26 protein-coding genes and 1 pseudogene are annotated in these 22,720 nt (G+C 59.6%); 16 read left to right on the top strand and 11 right to left on the bottom strand.

The features are described 5' to 3' along the window. Window positions 1-284: 284 nt before the first annotated feature. On the bottom strand, window positions 285-521 hold the full coding sequence (locus tag EFD55_RS34390; RefSeq protein WP_125848009.1) for a Y4oE-related protein: 237 nt from the start codon (window positions 519-521) through the stop codon (window positions 285-287). Between the two features lie 315 nt (window positions 522-836). Between EFD55_RS34390 and EFD55_RS23790 the strand changes: the two genes are divergently transcribed. Beyond that, complete coding sequence (locus tag EFD55_RS23790; protein WP_125848007.1) at window positions 837-1,520, top strand: winged helix-turn-helix transcriptional regulator; 684 nt, start codon at window positions 837-839, stop codon at window positions 1,518-1,520. A 124-nt stretch (window positions 1,521-1,644) separates the two neighbouring features. Continuing rightward, window positions 1,645-2,886: an 8-amino-7-oxononanoate synthase family protein gene (locus EFD55_RS23785; RefSeq protein ID WP_125848005.1), complete on the top strand. Its 1,242-nt coding sequence runs from the start codon at window positions 1,645-1,647 to the stop codon at window positions 2,884-2,886. Window positions 2,887-2,936: 50 nt separating this feature from the next. Here EFD55_RS23785 and EFD55_RS23780 read toward each other — a convergent pair whose 3' ends face one another. From EFD55_RS23780 to EFD55_RS23770, 3 genes are read right to left on the bottom strand one after another with little or no spacing between them, the layout of a single operon-like run. Continuing rightward, window positions 2,937-3,995, bottom strand: a complete 1,059-nt coding sequence (locus tag EFD55_RS23780) for an extracellular solute-binding protein (RefSeq protein ID WP_125848002.1) — start codon at window positions 3,993-3,995, stop codon at window positions 2,937-2,939. A 31-nt stretch (window positions 3,996-4,026) separates the two neighbouring features. Continuing rightward, complete coding sequence (locus tag EFD55_RS23775; protein ID WP_125848027.1) at window positions 4,027-4,887, bottom strand: ABC transporter permease; 861 nt, start codon at window positions 4,885-4,887, stop codon at window positions 4,027-4,029. Between the two features lie 7 nt (window positions 4,888-4,894). Continuing rightward, the gene (locus EFD55_RS23770; RefSeq protein WP_125848000.1) at window positions 4,895-6,004 is read right to left on the bottom strand and encodes an ABC transporter ATP-binding protein; all 1,110 of its coding nucleotides are present in this window, start codon (window positions 6,002-6,004) and stop codon (window positions 4,895-4,897) included. Window positions 6,005-6,249: 245 nt separating this feature from the next. On the opposite strand from EFD55_RS23770, the gene EFD55_RS23765 reads away from it, so the two are divergent. The 5 genes from EFD55_RS23765 to EFD55_RS23745 all read left to right on the top strand — a co-directional run bounded on the left by EFD55_RS23765 (window position 6,250) and on the right by EFD55_RS23745 (window position 11,607). Next, complete coding sequence (locus EFD55_RS23765) at window positions 6,250-6,948, top strand: GntR family transcriptional regulator (protein WP_125847998.1); 699 nt, start codon at window positions 6,250-6,252, stop codon at window positions 6,946-6,948. A 108-nt stretch (window positions 6,949-7,056) separates the two neighbouring features. Then, window positions 7,057-8,418, top strand: a complete 1,362-nt coding sequence (locus EFD55_RS23760) for an aspartate aminotransferase family protein (protein ID WP_125848025.1) — start codon at window positions 7,057-7,059, stop codon at window positions 8,416-8,418. A 2-nt stretch (window positions 8,419-8,420) separates the two neighbouring features. Beyond that, window positions 8,421-10,130, top strand: coding sequence for an acetolactate synthase catalytic subunit (locus tag EFD55_RS23755; RefSeq protein ID WP_125847995.1), 1,710 nt, complete (start codon window positions 8,421-8,423; stop codon window positions 10,128-10,130). Continuing rightward, window positions 10,127-10,900 carry a 3-oxoacyl-ACP reductase FabG gene (gene fabG / locus EFD55_RS23750; protein WP_125847994.1) on the top strand — a complete coding sequence of 258 codons (774 nt, stop codon included), beginning with the start codon at window positions 10,127-10,129 and terminating at the stop codon, window positions 10,898-10,900. The genes EFD55_RS23755 and fabG overlap by 4 nt, the downstream gene beginning before the upstream one ends. Before the next feature lie 35 nt (window positions 10,901-10,935). Beyond that, window positions 10,936-11,607, top strand: a complete 672-nt coding sequence (locus tag EFD55_RS23745) for a winged helix-turn-helix transcriptional regulator (RefSeq protein ID WP_245438220.1) — start codon at window positions 10,936-10,938, stop codon at window positions 11,605-11,607. 147 nt (window positions 11,608-11,754) lie between these two features. Here EFD55_RS23745 and EFD55_RS23740 read toward each other — a convergent pair whose 3' ends face one another. Beyond that, window positions 11,755-12,159, bottom strand: coding sequence for a type II toxin-antitoxin system VapC family toxin (locus tag EFD55_RS23740; RefSeq protein ID WP_125847992.1), 405 nt, complete (start codon window positions 12,157-12,159; stop codon window positions 11,755-11,757). Next, window positions 12,156-12,425 (bottom strand): antitoxin, encoded by a 270-nt coding sequence (locus EFD55_RS23735; RefSeq protein ID WP_125847990.1) that lies wholly within the window; start codon window positions 12,423-12,425, stop codon window positions 12,156-12,158. Before EFD55_RS23735 ends, EFD55_RS23740 begins: the two co-directional genes overlap by 4 nt. Window positions 12,426-12,855: 430 nt before the next feature. Here EFD55_RS23735 and EFD55_RS23725 point away from each other — a divergent pair, with 430 nt between their 5' ends. The 4 genes from EFD55_RS23725 to EFD55_RS23710 all read left to right on the top strand — a co-directional run bounded on the left by EFD55_RS23725 (window position 12,856) and on the right by EFD55_RS23710 (window position 14,799). After that, window positions 12,856-13,041 carry a hypothetical protein gene (locus EFD55_RS23725; RefSeq protein ID WP_245438235.1) on the top strand — a complete coding sequence of 62 codons (186 nt, stop codon included), beginning with the start codon at window positions 12,856-12,858 and terminating at the stop codon, window positions 13,039-13,041. A gap of 295 nt (window positions 13,042-13,336) precedes the next feature. Continuing rightward, a complete protein-coding gene (locus EFD55_RS23720) occupies window positions 13,337-13,774 on the top strand; it encodes a curlin (protein WP_125847988.1) in 438 nt (145 codons plus the stop codon). A 39-nt stretch (window positions 13,775-13,813) separates the two neighbouring features. After that, window positions 13,814-14,212, top strand: a complete 399-nt coding sequence (gene csgH, locus EFD55_RS23715) for a curli-like amyloid fiber formation chaperone CsgH (RefSeq protein WP_125847986.1) — start codon at window positions 13,814-13,816, stop codon at window positions 14,210-14,212. Window positions 14,213-14,385: 173 nt separating this feature from the next. Beyond that, window positions 14,386-14,799: a curlin gene (locus tag EFD55_RS23710; RefSeq protein ID WP_164737508.1), complete on the top strand. Its 414-nt coding sequence runs from the start codon at window positions 14,386-14,388 to the stop codon at window positions 14,797-14,799. A gap of 364 nt (window positions 14,800-15,163) precedes the next feature. On the opposite strand, the gene EFD55_RS23705 is transcribed toward EFD55_RS23710, so the two are convergent. Next, window positions 15,164-15,955 (bottom strand): amino acid ABC transporter ATP-binding protein, encoded by a 792-nt coding sequence (locus EFD55_RS23705; RefSeq protein ID WP_125847984.1) that lies wholly within the window; start codon window positions 15,953-15,955, stop codon window positions 15,164-15,166. Between the two features lie 99 nt (window positions 15,956-16,054). Here EFD55_RS23705 and EFD55_RS23700 point away from each other — a divergent pair. The 4 genes and pseudogenes from EFD55_RS23700 to EFD55_RS23685 all read left to right on the top strand — a co-directional run. After that, window positions 16,055-16,299 (top strand): annotated as a pseudogene (locus tag EFD55_RS23700) (UTRA domain-containing protein); the annotation flags it as partial. Next, window positions 16,296-17,237, top strand: a complete 942-nt coding sequence (locus tag EFD55_RS23695) for a LysR family transcriptional regulator (protein ID WP_125847982.1) — start codon at window positions 16,296-16,298, stop codon at window positions 17,235-17,237. The pseudogene EFD55_RS23700 and the gene EFD55_RS23695, both read left to right, overlap by 4 nt. Window positions 17,238-17,350: 113 nt before the next feature. Continuing rightward, a complete protein-coding gene (locus EFD55_RS23690) occupies window positions 17,351-18,706 on the top strand; it encodes an LLM class flavin-dependent oxidoreductase (protein WP_125847980.1) in 1,356 nt (451 codons plus the stop codon). Continuing rightward, window positions 18,703-19,242 carry a flavin reductase family protein gene (locus EFD55_RS23685; protein WP_125847978.1) on the top strand — a complete coding sequence of 180 codons (540 nt, stop codon included), beginning with the start codon at window positions 18,703-18,705 and terminating at the stop codon, window positions 19,240-19,242. The genes EFD55_RS23690 and EFD55_RS23685 overlap by 4 nt, the downstream gene beginning before the upstream one ends. Here EFD55_RS23685 and EFD55_RS23680 read toward each other — a convergent pair. From EFD55_RS23680 to EFD55_RS23670, 3 genes are all read right to left on the bottom strand, one after another. Next, window positions 19,219-20,382 carry an aminotransferase gene (locus EFD55_RS23680; RefSeq protein ID WP_125847977.1) on the bottom strand — a complete coding sequence of 388 codons (1,164 nt, stop codon included), beginning with the start codon at window positions 20,380-20,382 and terminating at the stop codon, window positions 19,219-19,221. The two genes, EFD55_RS23685 and EFD55_RS23680, sit on opposite strands and share 24 nt — an antisense overlap. Then, the gene (locus tag EFD55_RS23675) at window positions 20,379-20,642 is read right to left on the bottom strand and encodes a hypothetical protein (protein ID WP_125847975.1); all 264 of its coding nucleotides are present in this window, start codon (window positions 20,640-20,642) and stop codon (window positions 20,379-20,381) included. Before EFD55_RS23675 ends, EFD55_RS23680 begins: the two co-directional genes overlap by 4 nt. Before the next feature lie 208 nt (window positions 20,643-20,850). Beyond that, on the bottom strand, window positions 20,851-21,222 hold the full coding sequence (locus EFD55_RS23670; protein WP_125848021.1) for a glutathione S-transferase family protein: 372 nt from the start codon (window positions 21,220-21,222) through the stop codon (window positions 20,851-20,853). A 21-nt stretch (window positions 21,223-21,243) separates the two neighbouring features. On the opposite strand from EFD55_RS23670, the gene EFD55_RS23665 reads away from it, so the two are divergent. After that, window positions 21,244-21,870, top strand: coding sequence for a sigma factor-like helix-turn-helix DNA-binding protein (locus EFD55_RS23665; RefSeq protein WP_245438531.1), 627 nt, complete (start codon window positions 21,244-21,246; stop codon window positions 21,868-21,870). A 196-nt stretch (window positions 21,871-22,066) separates the two neighbouring features. Here the strand turns inward: EFD55_RS23665 and EFD55_RS23660 are convergent, their stop codons facing one another. Beyond that, window positions 22,067-22,711, bottom strand: a complete 645-nt coding sequence (locus EFD55_RS23660) for an alpha/beta hydrolase (protein WP_125847973.1) — start codon at window positions 22,709-22,711, stop codon at window positions 22,067-22,069. Between the last annotated feature and the right edge of the window lie 9 nt (window positions 22,712-22,720).

Here is a 22,720-nt window from a genome sequence, read left to right as displayed (position 1 = left end):
TCCTGCAGCAGACCGTCCGACTCGAGAGCAGCGACAAGATCGTCTCGGAACGGCGCCAGCGCACGGTTAACCGCAGACGCGGCATTGATCTCTGAAGCCGATGAAGGAGACAAAGGGTGGTCATCGCCCAGTGCGAGACACATTCCGACGGGATCGTCCGCGACCCGCACCGCGTTCTATATTGCAAAGCGAGCCCCACGGCTACGCGTCCCGTCCTCGGAATGCCGTCGGACCGAATACGCATGCGACGTCACGTTGAAAGTCTATGACCCTGGCCTTTGCTTTCAGATTTCCACAATCTTCTCTGTCCCCAGAAGCTCGAAAACCCGGGTCCAAAACTTGAAATCGCCTGACCGACCGTCGGAGCGCGCGCCTATAGCACACCAGGCGGCCGCTGTTTTCGCATGCTGTCCGTAAATCGAACGGACAGCAGCACTTATGTCCCCAACATCTGCATCACTCCAAAAATCCGGTGTGGCTGCGGCGCAGCCGGCTGAGAACCCTTCGAACGTTTCGCGCATCAGAAAGCCCCGTTACCGTCCGGAAACAGGCCATCAATTCATGCCGGACGTCGATCCCACCGAGTGGGCCACGATCACGTGTCGTCCCTGGCAAATATGCGCTTCGGCGCGAAGTGCTCCTCACACTCAATATTATGTTGTAACAAAACAGAAAGGCAAGCTATAAAAATATTCGCAATAAGAGCGCTTTCGCGATTCTTTTCGAGGCTGTCTACACATAAGGCTTGAGGCGTTACCCAGAATGAGGCGATTCAGTGATAATTTTGTCGTATCAAAAATAGCGAGAACGGGCTCAATGGCTGGCGGATCGAGCCGATGAGCGCACTTCTGGCGATAGTATCTCGGGATGCCGACTATTATTTGATGCTGTCATACATCTTGAGGGGGGCCGGATACCGGACGGTGCTGGTCGATATTCCAAACGAGGCCGTGATGACCGCTGCGGAGCGCGGCGCTGCAGCCATCATCGTCGACTGCCAGCCGGGTTCGCAAGTCCTGACTGATATCGCCTCTGGGCTTGCGGAAAAGGGGCTTGCAGAGAACCTCACACTCATCGCGCTCGTAGCCGAAAAGGCCGCCTATCTCAACATACTGAAAGCCGATGTCGATGAGAGCTTTGCAAGGCCGTTACCACCGGATCGGCTACTGTCTTACCTTCACGATAAAATAGGCAATTCTTCCGACGAGATGCCTAGCCACCTCGTTCCAATATTTGACGATATGAAGCTGGACGTTGGCGGCCGGCGTGTGCTGGTACGGGGTATGCCGGTCAATCTCAGCCCGATAGAGTTTCGTCTGCTGAGCGCTCTTATGGGTGACGCGGGGCGCGTTCTCAGCCGCACGGAACTGATCGCCGTCGCTTGGCCGAAATCAGCCTTCGTCGAGCCGCGGACGGTCGATGTTCATATCGGCCGCCTCCGGCGGGCGTTGAAGCGGGCGCTTGGCCGCGATGTGATCCGCACCGTGCCAAAGGAAGGATACGCAATCGATATCACCTGAAACATATGACTTCGCTACGTTCACATGTTCACCGAAACTTCCCGAAAATTTGCTGTCTCCTTCGTTGCATAAACACAGAGTACGCGCATAGCGTGAATAGTATGGAATCAACTGGGAGGACAATATGCAAGAGGCAGTATCGGGCGCCGGATCGGCGAAAACATCCCACAGAAACACCGCGGGCCTGATCAGCCACGCAAGTCCGCACTTTGCAGCCGCCCATCTCGACGGCCTGATGGCCCTCTATGTCCACCCGTCCGACGGTCGAGCGGTGGAACTGCCGGTTTGGGAGCGCCGATCAGAGCGTGTCGTCGACTTCGTCCGTTGCTCGTATCTCGGGCTCGACAATCACCCCTCAATTATCGAAGGCGCAATCGAAACGGTCCGGCGTTACGGAACGCTGCACTGGTCCTGCGCCCGTACGCGGCTGAATTTCGCAGTCCTCGGAGACCTCGAGGATGCTCTCTCCGATCTTTTCGGTGCGAGGGTGATCACTTACACAACGGTGCTTGCTGCCAATTTGAGCGCGCTTCCGCTGATTGCGTCCGGCGTTCTCACGGCCGGCAAAAAACCGGTCATGGTGTTCGACCGTCTCGCGCATGCAACGCTCGCCTTCAACAAGCCCGTCGTTGCAGAGGAATGCGAGGTTCGAACTATAGGTCACAACGATCTTCAGGCGCTCGAAGAAATTTGCCGCCAGAACGATACGGTCGCCTATGTTTGCGACGGTGTGTATTCCATGGGTGGCTGCGCCCCGATCAAGGAGTTGCGCGAGCTGCAGGACCGATACGGCCTCTTCCTCTATATCGACGATGCTCACGGCATATCGATCTTCGGAGAAAGAGGCGAGGGTTTTGCCCGTTCGCAAATGCCTGACGGTCTCGGTGACCGGACGATCATCGCAGCCTCTCTTGGAAAGGGCTTCGGAGCCTCGGGCGGCATGCTAATGCTCGCTACGGCGTTCCAGGAAGAGATCTTCCGGCGTTTTGCTCTCGCGCATGCCTTCTCGGCCTCGATCAATGTTGCGGCGATCGGTGCAGCTCTCGCCTCTCAGTCGGTCCATCACACACCGGAATTGGGCGTGCGGCAAAGGGCGCTCGCAGAATACATCTCTCTTTTCGACGAACTGGTGCCGACCGCACAGTCGGGGTCCCGTCTCCCGATCAGGACCGTTGTCGTCGGTGACGAGCTTGCGGCAATCGGCGCTGCCAGACTGGTGCTCGATTCCGGTTACTACACGTCGGCCATTTTCTTTCCAACGGTGGCCAAGGGAAGGGCGGGGCTGCGGATATGCCCGACGGCCGGCCACACGGCTGCCGAAGTACGCGCCGTCGCTGTTGCCATCAACCGTGCTCTCAAGGGGTAAGGAACCATTTCCACCCCTCCGGGCGGTAACGCCGCCCGGAGATGGATGGATCATCGGATCCAGGCGTTCCAACGCTCGAGCATCATCGCGGCGTTGTCGTTGATCCATTTGGCGTCCGGGATGACGATGTAATTCCGGATATCATCATCACTCGGCAGTGCCGCGCGTGCAGCCGGCGACATCAAGTCAATCGCCTTGCGGCTCGGCGGCGTGCAAAGGAGTTCGTCGCACACCCCGGCCTGCGCCTCCGGATGGTCAAGCCAGTAGCCGACCAACTTCAAAGCGTTTGCGCGGTTCGGTGCATCCTTGATGATTGTCAGGCGATCGCCGACGAGGAACGAGGCCTGCTTGGACCAGCCGATCTGGCGTCCTTCCGCCTTCAGTGTATTTGCGCGTGTCAGCCAGATCTGCCCGATGCTGTAGTCGCCGTTGCGAAAGCCCTGAACGCTCTGGTCGCCGGTCTTCCACCAGAGCGATATAGCCGGGCGGATCTCGTCGAGCTTATTGAGGGCGCGTTCAACGTCGAGCGGAAAGAGCTTATCGCGGGGAACACCATCGGCCAGCAGTGCGGCAGCCATGACCCGCCATGGATCGTCGAAGTTTGGAAACGAGCGACCACCGGGAAATTTTGTCTGGTCCCACATATCGGCCCAACTCGACGGATTTCCGTCCTTGAAGGCAGTCGGGTCGTAGGCCATCAGCGTTGCGGTGGAAAACAGCCTGGCCCCGCCGCTGATGCAGGCATCCCCGACCAGGTCCGGACGGCCCTGGAAGGATTTGCAGAACTCGGTCAGGTCTTCAGATGTCAGCCGATGCGCCTCAGCACTCGCCTGGATCTCGCCGTCCGGGTAAAGGTCCCAGGTTACATTGCCGGTCTTCACCATAGCCGCAGCTTTCGCCCGCATCTCGGCATTCGTTGCTGCGACCGAAACAACCTTGATGCCGGTCTTTTCGGTGAACGGTTCGAACCAGAATTTTCGAAGCGCCGCATCATAGGCGCCGCCTGTGGTCGCAACGATGACCTGTTCCCCGGCTTGCGCCGCCGCCGCACCTCCAAACACGAGGCAAGCCGCAAGCAGCAAAGGCTTGATCTTGGTTCGCTCTATCATCGCGTATTCCTTCGTCCGATTATGGGCCACGTTAATCCTCCCCGCGGCCGGTAAGGAGATGAATGGTCCCCATGAGAAGCAGCGATACTGCAACGAGCAGTGTCGAAACCGCTGCTATGACCGGGGTGAGATTGAAATCGATGTCCTCGAACATCTTGCGGCTGATTGTTTTGCCGCCGGTATCGGAAATGAAGAAGGCGACGGTCGCCTCATCGAATGACGCCAGAAACGCAAAGACCGAAGCCGCAGCCACCGCCGGCGCGATATTAGGAAGCACAATGCTGAAAAAGGCGCGGCTCCGGCTTGCCCCACAATTCAGTGCGGCAAGCTCGAGCGACGTATCGAAGCGCTCGAGTGCCGCCGACACGGTGATGATCACGTAGGGTACCGCAAGCACGGTGTGCGCGGTGAGGAAGCCTGAGAAATTACCGGTCAAGCTGAGCGGGGAAAAAACCAGATAGAGGGCAACGCCAAAGACAACATGGGGAACGATCATCGGCCCTAGCGACAATGCCTGCAGAAGGGTCTTTCCCGGCAGATTGCCGCGCACGAGCCCGATGGCCGCCAATGTCCCGATGACCGTCGAGGCAATCGTCGTCGCCAGTGCAATCTTCAGACTGAAGATCGTTGCCGCGCACCAGTCCGGATCGGAGAGAAAGTCGACATACCAGCGAAGCGTGACGATCCGCTCGTAGTGCTCCAGCGTGAATCCGGACGCCATGAAACTCAGAGAGACAAGCCGCCCGATCGGATAGATGAAGCCTCCGGCCAGCAAGAGCATCAACGGCGAAATCAAGAGGAGCGTCAGCGCGTGCGAATACCGGCGTGCCGAGCGTGAGAAAAACCAGCTTGCTGGACGGGTTGGTGCAAGGGGTAGATTGTCGACGGCCATGGTCATCTCATGCCTCCGCGACCGCAAAGAGCCGTAGGCCGTCCCGTTCGGCGATGACATCCACCGGTGTCCCCATTGCAAAGGGCATCCTCTTTCCATCGGCAGGGATCTGCACCTGAATGATCTCTCCGCTTCCGAAATCGGTGCGAACGAGATGGAGGTCGAAGGAGCCGGCAAAGACCGACGTTTCGATCCGGCCGGGAAGGGCGTTCTTTCCCCCGGTGCCTCGCAATGCAAGGCCGAGGCGCTCTGGCCGCAACGCGAGCCGAACGTGATCGCCTGCTTTTGCCAAACTCTCGAAACCATTTACAGCGCCCGGCGTATCGATGACCACGTCGTCACCCAGTCTGATCGTCCGGCTGTCGGCGGTCTCCCCCAGGAATTCTCCGGTCAGGAAGTTCATCTTGCCGATGAAATCGGCGACAAAGGCACTCTGCGGATTGCAGTAAAGGTCCGCCGGGGTTCCAAGCTGCGCGAGTTGTCCCTTTGCCATAACCGCGATCCGGTCGGACATCGTCAACGCCTCCTCCTGATCGTGCGTCACGTAAATGACCGTCGCGCCGAGGCGCCGCTGCAACTGCTTGATCTCGATCTGCATGGATTCGCGCAGCTTCTTGTCGAGCGCTCCGAGTGGCTCGTCCATCAAGAGAACAGGCGGTTCGAACACGATTGCTCGCGCGACTGCCACTCGCTGCTGCTGGCCGCCGGACAGTTCGTGAGGGTAGCGCTTGGCGTAGTCTGGAAGTTGAACGAGGTCGAGCGCCCGGCCAACGCGTTCGGCCCTGAGGTCTTTGCGGATGCCGCGCATCTTCAGCGGGAAGGCTATGTTTTCGGCGACGGTCAGATGCGGGAACAGGGCATAACGCTGGAAGACCATCCCGATATTACGGCGATCGGGCGATATGGCCGTGACATCGCGCCCACCAATGACGAGACGTCCGGCAGATGGGCTTTCGAAACCGGCGATCATTGTCAGAAGCGTCGTCTTGCCTGATCCCGACGGCCCGAGGATCGACAGGAATTCGCCTGCCGAAATGTCCAAGGTCACTGCGCCAACGGCAGTCTGGCTGCCGTAGACCTTGCCTATGCGATCGATAAAAACAGGCGCACCAATCAAAATGATATCTCCTCATTTGCGTGCTTTGGCACGCATTGAAACCTCCCGGCTCCGCTCGTGCGGCGCCGGGTGCTGTGGGTGTCATGCCGGCAAGACCGGCAGCTTGTTTCGGGCGTGGCCTTCCGGGGCCAGGGCGTTGCGAATAGTTGCGATACCGTTATGCTGTCACATTACGGCATCGTTTTTCGTCTATTCCATTTTTGTTGCAACAAAAATGTGAAGATGTCAACGCTTGGGGGTCAAAATTGAACGAAACTACAACCGGAGAGGAATCGCCGGCGTCGGATCTGCAGTCTGGACGTCTCAGCGATTTCGCCTATTCATCGATCAAGGAGCAACTCACACGTGGTGCCTACAAGCCCGGTCATAAGTTGCCCATCCGCTCGGTTGCCGAGATGTTGAATGTTGGCGCCACGCCTGCGCGCGAGGCGATCAACCGCCTGGTCTTCGAGGGCGCGCTCGTCATGGTGGGTCCTAAAACTGTCATCGTCCCGCATCTCGATCTTGCGGCGCTTTATGAAGTCACGCAGATGCGGCTTGCTCTCGAAGGGTTGGCGACCGAAAAAGGCGCGCTTCGCGCAACCAATGACGTCGTTGACAAGCTCCTGGCGCTGCAGGAGAAAATCACGTTCTCGCTCGACGAAAAGCGCTACTCCGACGCTCTTCACGACAATAAGGAATTCCACTTCACGATCTATCGGCTGTGCGAGATGCCGCACCTCCTTTCGACCATTGAAGCCCTGTGGTTAAGGGTGGGGGCCTCGTTCCACGACCTCTATCCCGAGTTCGCGGAAGCAAAATACGGTGTCCACAACCACTTGGCCGCGATAGAGGGCTTGGTGGACAAAGACCCTTCTGCAGTCCGTGCCGCAATGGAAAACGACATTCGAGACGGCTACCGGCGCCTGAAGAAGGCCGCGCAGGAGCGTCTCAGGCGGCAATAGCAAAGGCAGCCAGATTATTTTGTTGCAACTTCTTCGGGTTCATGATTTTTGTTATAACAAAATTATGAAGGGTTGCGCCGCGACCCGCGTTGGCCGGAGAAGATCAGAATGTTTCACCCAGATGTCTTTCGCAGCGGCCGGGGATTTCCCCGGTCGAGATCCGAACATTTCTTCAAACGGGGTCGTCGCGTATTTCCGACCGGGATCACGCGGGTCACGGTCGATCACGAGCCCAGCCCGCTATACATTTCACGCGGGGAAGGCGCCTATCTCATCGACGTCGACGGCAATCGCCTTCTCGACCTCAACAATAATTTCACGACGCTGATACACGGCCATGGCTTTCTTCCAGTTGCCGATGCGGTTGCGGATCTGCTTCATCGCGGAACGTGTTTCGCCAACCCGACTGAGCACGAGATCACTCTGGCCGAGCTGTTGATCGAGCGCATTCCAGCGCTCGAGCATATTCGCTTCGTCAACAGCGGGACCGAGGCTGTGATGTTTGCGATCAAGGCTGCTCGCGCCTTTACGTGCCGGCCAGGCATCGCCCGGATCGAAGGTGCCTATCACGGCGCTTACGATTGGGCGGAAACGGGGCAGGCGGTGTCGCCGGCCATGTGGAACGACCCACCGCAGTCGCTGGCCGTACCCGCCTATCGCGGTATGCCACCTTCGGTAGGTGAGGAGGTAACCGTGATCCGCTTCAACGATATCGCGGATCTGGAGCGCCGGATCGCTGCGGCTGCCCCGTCGCTGGCCTGTATCCTGATTGATCCGATGCCAAGCCGCGCCGGGCTGATTGCTCCGGAGCCGAGCTTTTTTGCTGCTGTCGAGGCGATTGCGAAGCAATACGGAATTCTCATCGTAGCCGATGAGGTCCTCAATCTGCGGCAGTCATATTTGGGGGCTTCAGCCCGCTATGGTCTCCACCCCGACCTGATCGCGGCCGGCAAAATCATCGGTGGAGGGTTTCCTGTCGGGGCGATCGGCGGCCGCAAAGAGGTAATGCGCGTGTTCGCAAGCGACAGCGGTAAGCCGCTGCTGCCGCAAGGCGGCACGTTTTCGGCAAATCCCGTGTCGATGGTCGCCGGCCGGGTCGCCATGGAAGCGATGACGGATGGTGCTTTCGCTTCACTCGAGAGTCTTGGCGATCGCATCCGCGCCGGGCTTCGAAGGGAAATCGAGCGCCACGGTGCAGCCTTCAGCGTGACGGGGGCTGCATCCTTGTTTCGCATCCACCCGAAAGGAAAGCAGCCAACGGACTTCCGCGAAGCGTATCTCGCGCCGGGAGAGGCCGAGTTGATGGGCCGCCTCTCCAGGCATTTCCTCAACTGCGGCATCCTGCTTCCCAATGGTGCTGCGGCGTGCCTTTCGACGGCAATGACGACTGCTGACGGTGACGCGGTCATCTCAGCCTTTGCAGACTTCCTTTCAATCCTTGAAGCAACCCCAACCGAAGCAGGCATGTGACCATGGCAACTGATCATCTAACCGTCGCCGAGCGGATCGCCCTTTCCCTGAAGAGGCACGACGTCACCCATATCTTTGCTCAGAGCCTGCCTTCGGCGGTTATCCTCGCGGCCGAAGCAATCGGCATCCGTCAGGTCGCCTATCGCCAGGAAAACATGGGAGGGACCATGGCCGACGGCTACGCACGCCTGTCCGGCAAGATCGGCGTGGTAGCAGCACAGAACGGACCTGCCGCAACGCTTCTCGTTCCGCCGCTGGCCGAAGCGCTGAAGGCAAGCGTTCCGGTCGTTGCTCTCGTCCAGGATGTCGAACGAGATCAGGCTGACCGCAATGCATTCCAGGAGCTCGATCATCTTACCCTGTTCCAATCCTGCACGAAGTGGGTTCGCAAGGTGATCGTTGGGGAGCGCATCGACGATTATGTCGATGCCGCCTTCACGGCGGCCGCCTCGGGCCGGCCAGGACCGGCAGCTCTCCTGCTCCCTGCCGACCTCTTGCGGGAGCAGGTAGCCCCTTCGGCTTTTCGGCGCGAGGCTGTCCTCGGCCACTGGCCGCTCGATCGGCTGCGTCCGCGCGATCGCGAGATCGAGCGCGCGGCCTCGATGATTGCCGCTGCCCACGCGCCTATCGTCATTGCCGGAGGGGGCGTCCATGCAAGCCATGCCGCCGGCGAGCTTTCGGCGCTGCAGGACGAAGCCTCGCTTCCCGTGCTGACGACCAATATGGGAAAAGGCGCGGTCGACGAATTCCACCCGCTGTCGGCTGGCGTTCTCGGCGCTCTCGTCGGGCCGAGATCGCTTGGACGGCACACACTCGCGCTCGTCGAAGAAGCCGATCTCGTCATTCTGGTCGGGACACGAACCAACCAGAATGGCACCGATAGTTGGCGCCAAATTCCCTTTTCCGCATCCGTCATCCACATCGATGTCGACCCCACCGAGATCGGGCGTACTTACGAGGCGCTCAGGTTGACAGGCGACGCGGCCGAAACCATCAGCGCGCTTCGAAGCGCGCTTGCCGGACGCGATCTCTCGTACCGCGCATCGCAGCGCGACGAGTTGACGGCTCGGATCGCTGGTTTCTGGCGCGCGTTTGACACGGAGCGGCAATCCGTCGCTGGCTCGGAGAACAGTCCGATACGTCCCGAGCGCGTCATGTCCGAACTGCAGCAAGTGCTGACAGCAGAAACGACCGTTGTTTCCGATGCGAGCTACTCCTCGATGTGGATAGCCGGCCAGTTGCGGGCCCTTTCTCCCGGTATGCGCTTCCTGTCGCCGCGGGGCCTTGCCGGACTTGGGTGGGGCCTGCCACTTGCCCTCGGCGCGAAAGCGGCAAAGCCGGATAAGCCGGTCGTCACCATCGTAGGGGATGGCGGCTTCGCCCACAGCTGGGCGGAGTTGGAGACTATGGTGCGATGCAAGCTTCCCATACTCATCATCGTTTTGAACAACGGTATCCTCGGCTTCCAGCGTGATGCTGAAACTGTCAAGTTCGGCAGCTTCACGACCGCCTGCAGCTTCGCGGATGTCGATCATCGGCAGATTGCCGAAGCTTGCGGCTGCTCGGCAGTCCGTATCTCCGATCCTGCCGATCTTCCTCGATACCTCGAGCGCGGTCTGCATGAAGAAGGCCCCTTATTGATCGAGGTGATAACGGAGGCCGATGCCCATCCACCCATTTCGCTATTTGCTGCAATGGATCAGGCAGCATGAGCCCGGGCATACCGCGTGTTGCGGTCATCAGTGGTGGCACGACCGGGATCGGTCTTGCCACTGCGTTTCGTCTGCTCAGGGCCGGTCATCGGGTTGCCGTCTTCAGCCATGGCGAAGCAAGCGTGATGGCCGCAGGCGCCGCGCTTGCCAAGACTTTTGGACCGGAACGGTCGCTTGCAAGAAAGGTTGATCTCCGCGAACCGGCGGCAATTAACTCCTTTTTCGACGTAGTCGTCCATGTCTTGGGCACGCCTGGGATCCTCGTCTGCAACGCGGGAATATCGCCAAAAGGTCCCGATGGCCCTCTTCACGTCGCCGACCTTACCCTTGAAGAGTGGAACGACGTGCTCGCCGTCAACCTGACGGGGGCGATGCTGTGTTGTCGGGCAGTTCTGCCTGCGATGAAGGAAAAAGGTTATGGGCGCGTCATATTCGTCGGATCTCTTGCAGGCCGGACAAGACCACGGATCGCCGGCGCGAGCTATGCGACGTCCAAAGCCGCACTTTCAGGACTATCCCGCGTACTGGCTTCTCAATATGGCCCCTATGGCATAACATCGAATGTCGTGGCGCCAGGTCGCATCCTGACGCCTCTGACCGGCTCCCCGCAAAGCAAGGCCAACATCGACGCGCTCGCCCGTATTCCGGCCGGTCGCCTCGGTGCTTCGGACGACGTCGCCGCAGTGATCGCGTTCCTGGCATCGGAGGATGCCGGGTTCGTCAATGGCGCCATCATAGATGTCAACGGTGGCGAGTTCGCGCCGAGTTGAGCTTGCGTTCGTAAGGCAAGGAAAAGGCAATCGACATGGCTGCTGTCATTCTGGTTTGCTCGCAGAACGCCGAGCTTTATCTGCTCCTCGCGCATATCCTGCGTAGTGAGGGGTTCGAGGCGCATCTTGCTGTAAATGACGACGATGTCGTGGACGCCTGCGCATCAGGAGAGCTTTCCGCCGTCATCCTCGATTGTGCAGCCTGGCTGAGTGATGTTGCGCCGCTATGTCAGCTCTTGAAGGATTCCGGCCTTCCGGTGGGTGCACTTATCGGCGAGAACACGCGGACCCAGCACCTGCAATTGATCAAGGCGGGGCTCGACGAAGGCATCGCGCGTCCTTTGTCGCCTTCAAAGCTTCTCGCTTTTCTGCAAGGCATAAGCTCGCGATCGGAGGTTTCCCCTCTGCCAAACTGTGCTGCGGCCGCCGAGATTGTCTTCGCGACGCATGCCGTTGTGGTTTCAGGCAAGAGAATTGCGCTTTCGCCAATGGAGATGAGAATCCTTAAATTCCTATTGGAAAGGCAGGGGCAGATCAGTACCCGCGCGCAACTCATCGAGGCCGTTTGGCCGGATCCGTGCGCTGTGGAAAGCCGGACGGTCGACGTGCATATCGGCCGGCTACGAAAAGCGTTTGCAGGACTCAGCAATCTGAGGATTCGCACCGTTTACGGGGCGGGGTACGCTCTTGAATGCCACGATCTTTGATGCCCGCATGTTCTACTCTGAATTCCATCGGTTGCCCCACGTTGCATCGGCGAACGATCCTACCGATGGCTCCGGGTTGTGAGGCCGGATTGAGGCAAGAACGATGCGCCAAGTCGGCATCAGAATTTCCAATGACCTATGGCCCATTCAAGCCAACCAGTTCTCGACCTGCAAAGCGCGAATACGCGTGAACTCGTCCGTGTTCGCCGTCACCAGGACTGCTCCGACGGCAAAGGCGTGGGCGGCGATGAACAGATCATTCGGACGGATTGGCTTGCCAGCGGCCTCCAGTTCAGCTCGGATGCCGCCGTACTCTGCGTCTGCGGGCACATCCAGCGCAAGGACCGCTACGCTGCCAAGGATAGCTTCGATTTGTGCGAGAAGTTTGGGCGATCTCTTCTTGGCGCACCGGTAGCGCAATTCCGACGCCGTGATAATGCTGACGCAGATTGCATCGGGTCCAACCTCGGCGATGCGTTCAGCGACGACGCCCCTCGGGTTTCGGGCAAGCTCAGACACGATATTGGTGTCCAGCATATAAAGCCTGCTCACAGGTCGATTGCCTTCACAGGAAGCAGGGTATCGTCGACCTCGGGAAATTGATCCTCAGGACCAAGCGGCTCCAAACCTGCCAGTACTTCCAGGAGGTTCTTGCGGTGCACAGGCTCTATAATGAGCCGATTGCCGTCGCGGTGGATCATCACCCGGTCGCCGGGTAGCTCAAAGTCAGCCGGGATTCGTACAGCCTGACTCTTGTTGTTCCTGAAAAGCTTGGCCTCCCGTGGGGAGATAGGCTCTTGATGTCGGAAATTGGGCATATTGGGCTCTCATGTATATACACGTGCATATACTAGGCGCCGGCGAAGGTTTCAAGCGTGGTCTATGCCTTCCGCTGCCTTTGAAAAGGCTCGAGCGCGTTTCGCGGTTGGAATGCACCTATATGTAATGTTATATCAGCTCAAAATGCGGCGTAATAGATATTATGGAACATGCCGGAGCCACTCGTCATGTCGATCGACCTCTCGCTATCCGACTGAGCTGACCATGCCGGACTACATCAATCTCGCCGCGGCGCGCGACATGATCGCCGCCCGCGGGATCCCATGCTGCGGATGGCCGAGAACCCTTCCTTCCGACTTTACGCGCCTGAGAACCAGATTGCGTCCGCACGATCAGCAAATCCCTTTCGAACTGCGCGACGGCATTGAGCACCTGCATAGCCACCGTGCATGCCGAGCAAGGCGATAGATGCACGCCCAACCGAGTGGCAAGTTCTGCCAACTGAAGCTTTACGACGATCTTTCCGAGAGCGAACAGGAGCAGAAATTTTCAGGCCACGCCCTGCATGCCGGCCTTGCCTCCTCGGCCAAAGTCGACGAGAGCGCTACGTGCCATCGCTTCCAGATCAATCTCACTAAGGCCTCGGGGCTTTGAGAAGCCCTCCCCTGCCCCGAGCATGAAATCGCCAGGTAAAATTCGCGAGAGGAGTTTAGCAGTTTCAGTCACGGAGGCCTATTTGGTGCGGGCACGTGAAAATGAACAATCGAAAGCGACCGCTGGAGCATCCCATTTGAAATAGGCCTGTTTACCGATTCAATTGCGAGGAGGCGGGCGCCGATCTCTGCGAATGAACCCCGACTGAATGGTGCCTTCAGCTTCCGTTGCAAAGGGCGGTTCTAAAAGAAAGACGTTCAACCGCGGTCCTATCCGCCTGAGGAGACACACAGTCATGATCCGCACGTCTTTCATTGCAACCGCACTCGTCGCTCTCGTTGGCCTCACCGCCGCAGCCCCCGCCATGGCCAACGAAGTGCGTATCGAACAATATGGCTGGTCGAACTCTGCCGGTGGTGCGCAGGAAGGATACGGAAACCGGATCAGAACCTACCAGAACGGTGGCTACAACCGGATTGTCGGCCGTCAATATGGCCGCCATAATCTTTCGGCTGTGGGTCAGGAAGGCAATGACAACTACGGCGCCACCTATCAGAACGGCGACCGCAACGTAGCCGGCATCGGCCAGTTTGGCTCCAACCACACGACCATCCTTACCCAGGACGGCAATGGCAACATCGCAGCTGGCGTTCAGGTCGGCCATGGTTGCAGCGCCAATGTCAATCAGGGTGGCAACGGCAATGTCGCGGCCTTCGTCCAGGCCTGCCCGTAAGCGGCTGCTCGGTGATCAGACCATCAAGGGAGACGACCCATGCCAAATAGCATCAAACATCCACGCCGCCTGATGGCCATTCTTGCGCTGGTTCTGCTTCCCGTCGGTGCCGTTGCGGCCATGACGACTGCCAACCAATCTGACGGAGCGCAGCTTTGTGAAATCAAAGCAACGCCTGGAGCAGGTATGGTCAGACTGGATGCACTCATCCACGCCGACAAGCATGTCGGCGGGACTTACACCTTCCATGTCGAGAAATCAGGAGGCGCTGGAAGCTCCGCGGTCAACCAGAGTGGCGATTTTGATGCCACAGCGGGACATGCGGCAATTCTCAGCTCCGTCTCGCTCGACTCCAAGGGAGCCGAATACAGGGCGACACTGGATGTCGTGATCGGGGGCAAGAGTTTCAGCTGCACGAAGCAGATCGGTGGCAACTGAACGGCCTCCACACTTTGCAAATCCCTCTAAAAGGGCGCCGGCTTTCGGCGCCCTTTTGCTTTCGATCAGGCTGAAACGACTGAACAACAACTGAACGGGCAATTCCGACTGGGTTCAGCTGAAAGATGCGAAGGTTGATCATCGGCCAAGGCAGCCGGCAAATGGAGATCAGGATGACCCGCAACGTGTTTAAGATGCTTACCGTCACTCTTCTTGCCGGGAGCCTAGGGCTGGTAGCCTTGTCTGCTCCAGCCTATGCCGGCGGCCGAATCTCGGTCAATCTCGCCCCGGGCAATGCCGAGGATGCGGATCTTTTTTCAACCGGACTGCGCGTCTATTCGCTCTACCGCGGCCTGAAAGACGCCGACATTCGGCAGCTGGGCCGGGGCAATGCGGCTGGCATCGCTCAGGCTGGCCGTGGCAATCTCGGCTTCATCCGGCAGAGGGGCAATGGTCATTCCGCAACCTTGCGGCAGAATGGCAACTACAATGCTTATGGCATTTTCCAGTATGGGCGAAATACTGAAACCGACGTGGTGCAAGATGGGGATAACGGCAGTGGCGCTACCTTCAGCTATGGCTGGTAAGGCAGTTCACAACAGTCCCGAAGGCGATGTCACGTTGCTCCATCTACGCCTGGACAAGGCGCTTGCCCGCAATTTAGGTAGAAGCCCTCCCCGCAGGCAATCTTGGCCTTCCGAAAGACGGTTCGACAGGATCTTTACCCTGCGCACCGGCTATGACTGCTCTTGAACGGAGTCGAACCGGTGACCTCCCCATCTGCCGCCGCTTCCGCCATTTTTCGATCGTCAAAACAATTCACGACGAACAGGCCGTTGAATAGCTTGCGGAACCTATAAGTCGTTTTCCCCGGCGTGAATGCAGATCAGATTTGGGGGAGATTCTAGCTGCTCGACTTAGTCTGCCTGAGGATCTGGAAGGACATGGACACTACAGCAACATCGAGGCACCACGGTCGAGATAGGTATCGAGGAATTGTTCAAGACGGGGATTTCGCGGCTTCTTAAAGACCTCCTGGGGCGATCCGCTGAAGAGCACCTTGCCATGGTCGAGAAAGATGATCTGCTGGCCGACGGTCGCGGCAAAACCTATCTCATGCGAGACAACAACCATGGTCATGCCCTCGGCGGCCAGATCGCGCATGACGTTCAAGACTTCGCCGGTCAACTCTGGATCAAGCGACGAGGTCGGCTCGTCAAACAGCATGATCTTGGGCTTCAGCGCCAGAGCACGGGCGATCGCCACGCGCTGCTGCTGTCCGCCTGATAGCTGCGAGGGATAGTGCCCGGCCCGGCCCTCGAGGCCAACCTTGACGAGCTGGGCCATTGCCCGCTCCTCTGCATCCTTGCGGCTCATCTTGTGAACCGTCTTCAATGCTTCGCTGACATTGCCGAGGGCCGTCATGTGCGGCCAGAGATTGAACTGCTGGAACACCATGCCGATTTGGGCACGGATCGCCCGGTTGGTGGCGGCCGAGACGCGCTCGCGCCGTCCCTGAGAATCCTCGGTGAAGCCAAGCACCTCGCCGTTGATGGAGATCGTCCCGCGCGTTGCCTCCTCAAGGAAAGCCATACAGCGCAATAGGGTGCTCTTGCCGGAACCGGAAGGGCCAATGAGGCAGGAAACCCGTCCGGGCTCGATGGCGAGATCGATACCATGAAGGACCGTGGTCTCTCCGAAAGTCTTGATGAGATTCCTGACTGCTATTGCGGGGACGCTCATGCGTTGAAAAACCTGAATCTGGAAAGTTTCGTTTCAGCAAGGTTGCCAAGCCACTTCAGGCCGATAAAGCCGAAATAGGATTTTTTGCCGAAGGGCGGCTTGCCCTGGTCGAAGGCAAGGCATGTCATTCGCGCCGTTTCGGGCCGATGCCGCCACGGCACGCCTGCTTGAGACCGAGCGTGGTAAGGCCTGCCTGACCCTCATCCGGCAGACATGGCCAGAACAGCCGCACGGTCACCTATGTCGAGATCATCCATCCCGGCGACCGTTTCCAGTTTGCCGGCGACTTTCATCCGAGTAAAAAAAGCGCCAAGGATCAACTGCCGCGGAGAACCGCCTCTTGACCGAGAAACAGGCTATCCGGACAGTGCCGCTCAAGGGCTTGCAGGCGTTCGAAGCCGTCGGTCGCTGTGGCGGCGTAAGCGCCGCGGCCCTCGAGCTGAAGGTTTCCCCCGGCGCAATAAGTCAGCAGATCCGCAAGATCGAGAGCTTTCTCGGCGTCACCTTGCTGGAGCGCAACGGCCGCACTGTGGAGCTCACCCAATGGGGGCGGCTCTATCACCAGGAGATATCGAAGGGTTTCGAGCAATTCGCGCTTGCGGAACAGATTTTGGAACGCGCACGCAATGAGAATGCTCTGGTTCTCAGCGCCCTGTCTTCCGTCGTCAACAAATGGATAGGGCGCCGGATCTTTGACTGGCAGGCCCTTCATCCGAAGGCTCATGTCAGGATTGTCGGCCGCGACAAGGAACCGCGCATGGGCTTCGACGACGTCGATTTCCGCATAAGCTATGGATCGGATGTGCTGCAGCATGAACACTATACCGAACTGTTCCGCGATTGGGTTGTGCCGGCCTGCTCGCCGGCGCTGATCAAGGGCAAGGCGCCCTCCGTCGCGCGGCTTCTCGAATATCCACTCCTGCATGTTGAATGGGAGCGGCATTTCACACCCTATCCAAGCTGGCGCGAGTTTGCTGCTAAGACGGGCACCAGGTTCGAGGAGAGCACAGCCGGTCTTTCCTTCACTCTGTCGAGCAGTGCGATTGACGCAGCCGTCAACAAGCGCGGCGTCGTCCTCGCGCAGATGTCGATGATATCAGATGAGCTCGAGGCACAGACGCTCGTCATTCCCGTCGACATACGCATAGCACTGGCCGAAAGCTATTATCTCGCCTGGGACCGTGCGGCGTTGCAGAAGCCGCATGGGCGTGAATTCCGCGATTGGCTCATGGCTGTTTCCCGTCAGCAGGCCCTGGCGTCCGCGCCCAGGCCAACACTTTAGAAAAACTAAAACGGAACACAGCTGCGCAATATTGATGAAAACTTGTGCCTGACGATAACTTGCGCAGGGCGGTTTCCCGTGGGGTGGCGTGACCGACATGGCAGGAGAGCTCGATGGCACGAACCGACAAGATGAAACTCGGAACTTTCGTCTATACGTTCGGTTTTCATCCCGCCTCCTGGCTGCATCCGGCAAGCGACGTCAACGGCGCCAACGACTTCGCTCATCTGCTCGATGTCGCCAAACGATCCGAGGCGGCCAAATTCGATTTCATGTTCATGGCGGATTCTCCCGCCGCCGCCGTCGGCGATCCGAGTGCGCTTGCCCGTATTCCCACAAAGATGAACCGTTTCGAACCCCTCTCGCTGCTCTCGGCACTGGCGGTCACCACCAGGGATCTCGGTCTCGTCGCGACGGTGTCGACGAGTTACTACGAGCCTTTCAATGTCGCGCGTCTGTTCGCCTCGATCGACCATCTGAGCAAGGGCCGCGTCTGCTGGAATGTCGTCACGTCAGATCATGACGAAACCGGCTACAACTTCAATCGCGAGGGGCTCGATCCGCATGTGCTGCGCTACGAGCGCGGCAACGAGTTCGTCGATGTCGTCTTCGGCCTCTGGGACAGCTTCGAGGAGGGCGCACTGCTTCTCGACCGTGAAAACGGTGTCTATTATGACAAGGACAAGCACCATACGCTCAACCACAAAGGCAAGCACTTCCAGGTTCGCGGCCCCCTCAACATCGCGCGAACGCCCCAGGGCCGCCCTGTCATCGCCCAGGCGGGCGGTTCAGAACCCGGCATGGACATGGCGGCACGCACCGCCGAGATCGTTTTCAGCCTCGCATCGAATATCGATCGGAACCGCGCCTTCTACGAAAACGTCAAAAGCCGGATGCCGGCCTATGGGCGCGATCCGGACGACCTGAAAATCATGCCGGGCATCGTCACCAACGTCGGTGAAACCGAGGCCGAGGCAAAGGCGAAGGTGGATTATCTGATCGACAAGATGCATCCCGATGTCGGCCGCCTGATGCTTTCCGAATTCCTGGAAGCGGACCTGCGCGACGTGGCTCTCGACAAGCCCTTCCCCATGGATCGTCTGCCGGCGGCGCCCAAGGGATCGCGCGCCCTGTTCGACGAGTTGGTCGATTTCGTCAGAAGCGGCCGTACCGTCGGCGAACTCATCCGGCACTATGCCGAGAAGCATACCGGAAATGGCATGACGGGCACGCCGGCCCAGATCGCCGACTACATGGAGGAATGGTTCGAGACACGCGCCGCCGATGGCTTCATCCTGATGTTCCCGACCCTGCCGTCCAGTCTCGACGACTTCGTGCGGCTCGTTCTGCCGGAGCTTCGCCGCCGCGGGCTATTCCGCGAGGAATACGAAGGCAAGACCTTGCGTGAAAACCTCGGTCTTTCCATGCCTGTAAACCGCTTTGCCAAAACGCCGGCGCCGGCCCGATGAGTGCCGAGGCTCTGATCAGCGAAGCGGACTTCAAGCTTTCGATGCGTCATCTTGCCGGTGCGGTGAGCGTGATTACGGTCGGCGACGGGCAAGACCGCACCGGCTTCACCGCAACGTCGGTCTCGTCGCTGTCGGCGGAACTGCCTTCCGTGATCGTCAGCGTCAATCGGGCGTCTTCCTCATGGCCGGCGCTGCGGCGATACGGCTGCTTCTGTGTCAATGTGCTCGCCGCCGACCAGCAGCAGGTAGCGCAATCCTTTGCCGGTTTTGACGGGCGAAAGGGCACGGAGCGCTACGGCGATGCGGGATGGTATCATCTCAAGACCGGCGCGGCCGCCCTTGAAAATGCCCTGACCGTCCTGGACTGCAAGCTCGAAACGGCATTCCACTACCGTTCCCATGCGATTTTGGTCGGACATGTCTGCGCGATCGAAATCCGGCAAGGCATAGGACCGCTGCTTTACTGGCGCGGTGGCTATCACCAACTTCCGGCGGAGGTCGATCGCAGCGGCCTAGCGAAGGCGCTCGGACAATAGCCCAATCGAGGCGACATCCGCATTGGCAAAGGCGAGTCTGAGGTAGCGCTCCTGTCCCTCCCCGAAATAGGCGCCGGGCAAAGAAACAATGCCGGCTTCCCTAGCGAGCTTTTCGGCAACCTCTGACGACGATCGATCTGCGTGGGGATGGCGGACAAAGGCGAAATAGGCGCCGATCGCTCCGATCTCCCAATCCGGTAGCCCGGAAAAGACCTGCCTCAACGCGTGAGCCCTTCGGGCGATCTCCAGCCGGTTTCCGGCCCGCCAATCGGCGAGCGCCGGGAGAGCCGATGCAACGGCGATCTGAGCCGAACGCGGCGCGCAGATCTGCATGTTGTCCATCACCTTGGCGATGTCGGCGACGAGTTTGGGGCCTGCCGTGATCGCACCCAGCCTGTGGCCAGGAATGCAGAAGGATTTCGAGAAGCTGTAGAGAAGAACGAGCGTGTCCTCCCAGCCCGGCTGGGACAGCAGAGAGTGCGGCCGTCCGTAATCCTCGCCAAGGAAATCGCGATAGGTCTCATCGAGGATCAGCCAGGCGCCATATTTCCGGCAGAGAGCAAAAAGCTCATGAAGCAAGCTTGGCGAATACACCGCCCCTGTGGGGTTGTTGGGCGTAACGACGGCAAGCATCTTCGCGCCGGCCGCAAGTGCCGCCTCGGCCGAACGCGGATCGGGAAAGAACCCGTTGGCAGGATCGCAGTCGACCAATTGCCGCCCGATCCCCAGCATCGACAGCGTCGTGTCATGATTGAAATAGAAGGGATTGGTGAGCGCTACGGTATCGCCCGCGCCAGCAAGCGCAATCGCCGTACACATGAACGCCTGATTGCAGCCGGCGGTGATGTGGATATTGGCAGCCGAAAGATCGGTGTCGTAAAGCTCGGCAACATGGGCAGCGTAGGTCTTGCGCAATAAAGGCTCGCCCTCGATTGGCCCGTATCCCGTCATAGCCTGTTGTCCGGCCGCCTCGGCAAGAAGCCGCAGCATCACCGGATGCGCGGGATAGCCGGGCACGGCTTGCGACAGATCGATGAGCGGCCCTTTTTCTCCGCTGTATTCGCGGCTCCAGGCAACGACGGACGGAATGGGCGGGGCAGAAAGGCGGGAAACGAGCGAATTGGACTTTGCGGTGGTCATAACGATTTCTCTTTGATCCCGATTGCTACAACGATAGCAATGGCTTTCTCAACCTCTTTGTTGGGTGAGACGAAACTGAAGCGGAGACGCATGCGGGTGGTGTGCGCACAAAATGCGGCTCGAACAGCTGCGCCTGGACGAAGAGCTGGGCTATTGAAACCGTAACCGCCCGCGATCTGCCAGAGCAATCCGGCACCACCGACAATCGCGATGACCAATGCTGCCGCTATTTCGTATAAGAGCTCGCGAGCGACTGACATCAAAAGTTCTCTAAAAGCATATAGTTAGGTTAGGTGTGCGGCGTGACGCGCTAGCGCTCGAGATCAAGTTGCTTATAATGCCGTCCATGCCGGAGCTGTAACCCTCATCTCGGTTGGTCGACGGTATGTCGGTGGTACGGGCAACACGGGGCTGACCCACCGAATCGCCCAAGACCAGAGGCCTATCCGACGGCGGGGCATCGCCGGCCTAGGCGCCAGCGCCAGGTCCGAGATCAATCGCCGTTCCTGCCTGGCGCTCGGCCTGCCAGGCCGCCGCAGCTGAGGCCTGCTGAGCCAGAGCGACTTGCCAGGGCGGGAGGGCGGCGAGACGAGCGTACCAGAGAGCGATTTCAGGGTACGGGGCTATGGAAAGCCCAATCCGCGCCGCCGAGGGTATGATCGCGCCAACCGAGAAATCGGCGACGGTCAGAGCCTCGCCCGTCAGCCACGTCCGTCCGTTCAGCGACCGGTCGAGCACGGCGGCGAAGCGCGCGAAGTTCTGCTCCCCGCGAGCAATGAACGCGGCGTCCGGCGGTCCCAGACCCAGCACGGCCTTGGAGGTCTTTTCGAATGCGACCATGCCCCACGATTCCGCATCCCAGTGAGCCCGGAGGCGCGCTATGAGCAAACCGAATCCATTTCCCTGGCTTTTGTGACCGCCCTGCAGATCTTGCCGCCTCGCCAACTCGTCGTCCTGATCCTGCGCGATGTCCTCGGATTCCACGCTAACGAAGTAGGCGGCATGCTGGACACGACCGTCGAATCGGTCAAAAGCGCCCTCAAACGCGCGCGTGCAGGAATGCAGCGCCGACTGCCGGTGACCACTGCCATGGAGCCGCCGCCTGGTAGCGCCTCACCTGCAGAGGACGCGATCTTCGCGAAGTTCGTCAGCGCCTACGAATCTGCCGACATCGACGCGTTGGTGGCTCTATTGACCGGTGACGTCTTCCTGTCGATGCCACCGATACCGCTGGAATACCAGGGACGAGACAGCGTGGCCCGCTTCTTCGCATTCATTTTCGGCTCGGTGCAAGGGTTCCATTTGGTGCGGACGCGAGCCAACGGCCAGCCGGCTTTCGGGGTCTACCGACAAACCTCCACCGGTATCCACGGAGTGGGCCTCTTCGTTCTCACTCTCTCCGGCGACCGAATCAGCGCCATGACCCGCTTCGAAGACACCGTCCTCCCGATATTCGGCCTACCGCAATCCCTCCCGAGTACACAGTAGACCGCCTTTGCCCGCACCAATGCGACAGGGTGGCACCTGCAGCCAGATGAACCAAGGAGGCCCCGAGGGCCATCCGCCTGCGACGTTCGGATCCTGGTATCGACCGAAGCCGTCGGTCACGCTAGTCATCTTCCGTGAAGCCAATCTGCACTTGGACTTCCGAAGTATCTTTGCGATAAGCCCCGGTTTGCCTGCACTACCACCAGCTCCGGTTCGAAAGCCCGCACAGGACCTTCTCAAGCTGCGCAATTTCGGTAGCGGAGACCTCGTGTGACCTATCCGGCAGTATGTCGCAATGGAGCCGCGCCCGAGCCCGGGCGAGGGCCGCAGCAGTCTGGGCGAAGGCATCGACGGGTATCCACGGGTCCTTGTCGGAACCGGTTAGGTAGACCGGCAGCCGGTCGAGATCGGCAAAGGGCCTGTCGCAAGCCGGCGTGCCGACGCGGCAACCGGTCAAGCTTGCCAGGGCGCCGTTCCACGGACCGTGCCGCATCGCATACTCGACCGCGAGGCAGGCGCCTTGGCTGAAGCCGCCGATGACGAGCGGTTTCGGGTGGTTGTTCGCCCCGGGAAGGTCGCCGATCAGTTGCCTGACATAAGCGATCGCCTGCTCGAGCTGTTGCCGGGTGGGATCCGTCAGCACGTCGGTCGCGCGCGCGTCATACCAGCTGTTGCCCCGGGCCCGCGGCAGCACGAAGGCGACGCCGGGCACCTTGAGCTTCGAGATCACCTGTTCCTGCATGTCCTCTGGCGACTGGGTACGCCCGTGGATGAAGACGCAGTGCACCAGGGCCTCCTCGGGGCTCGCGCCGCGGAGGAGCGGTGTGTCGTGGTTCGACATGGCGCCGGA

It is taken from the genome of Rhizobium pisi (assembly GCF_003938655.1).
GTDB classification, from domain to species: domain Bacteria; phylum Pseudomonadota; class Alphaproteobacteria; order Rhizobiales; family Rhizobiaceae; genus Rhizobium; species Rhizobium pisi.
The sequence above is the reverse complement of the archived record's forward strand: the minus strand, read 5'-3'. Positions and strand labels throughout refer to the sequence as shown.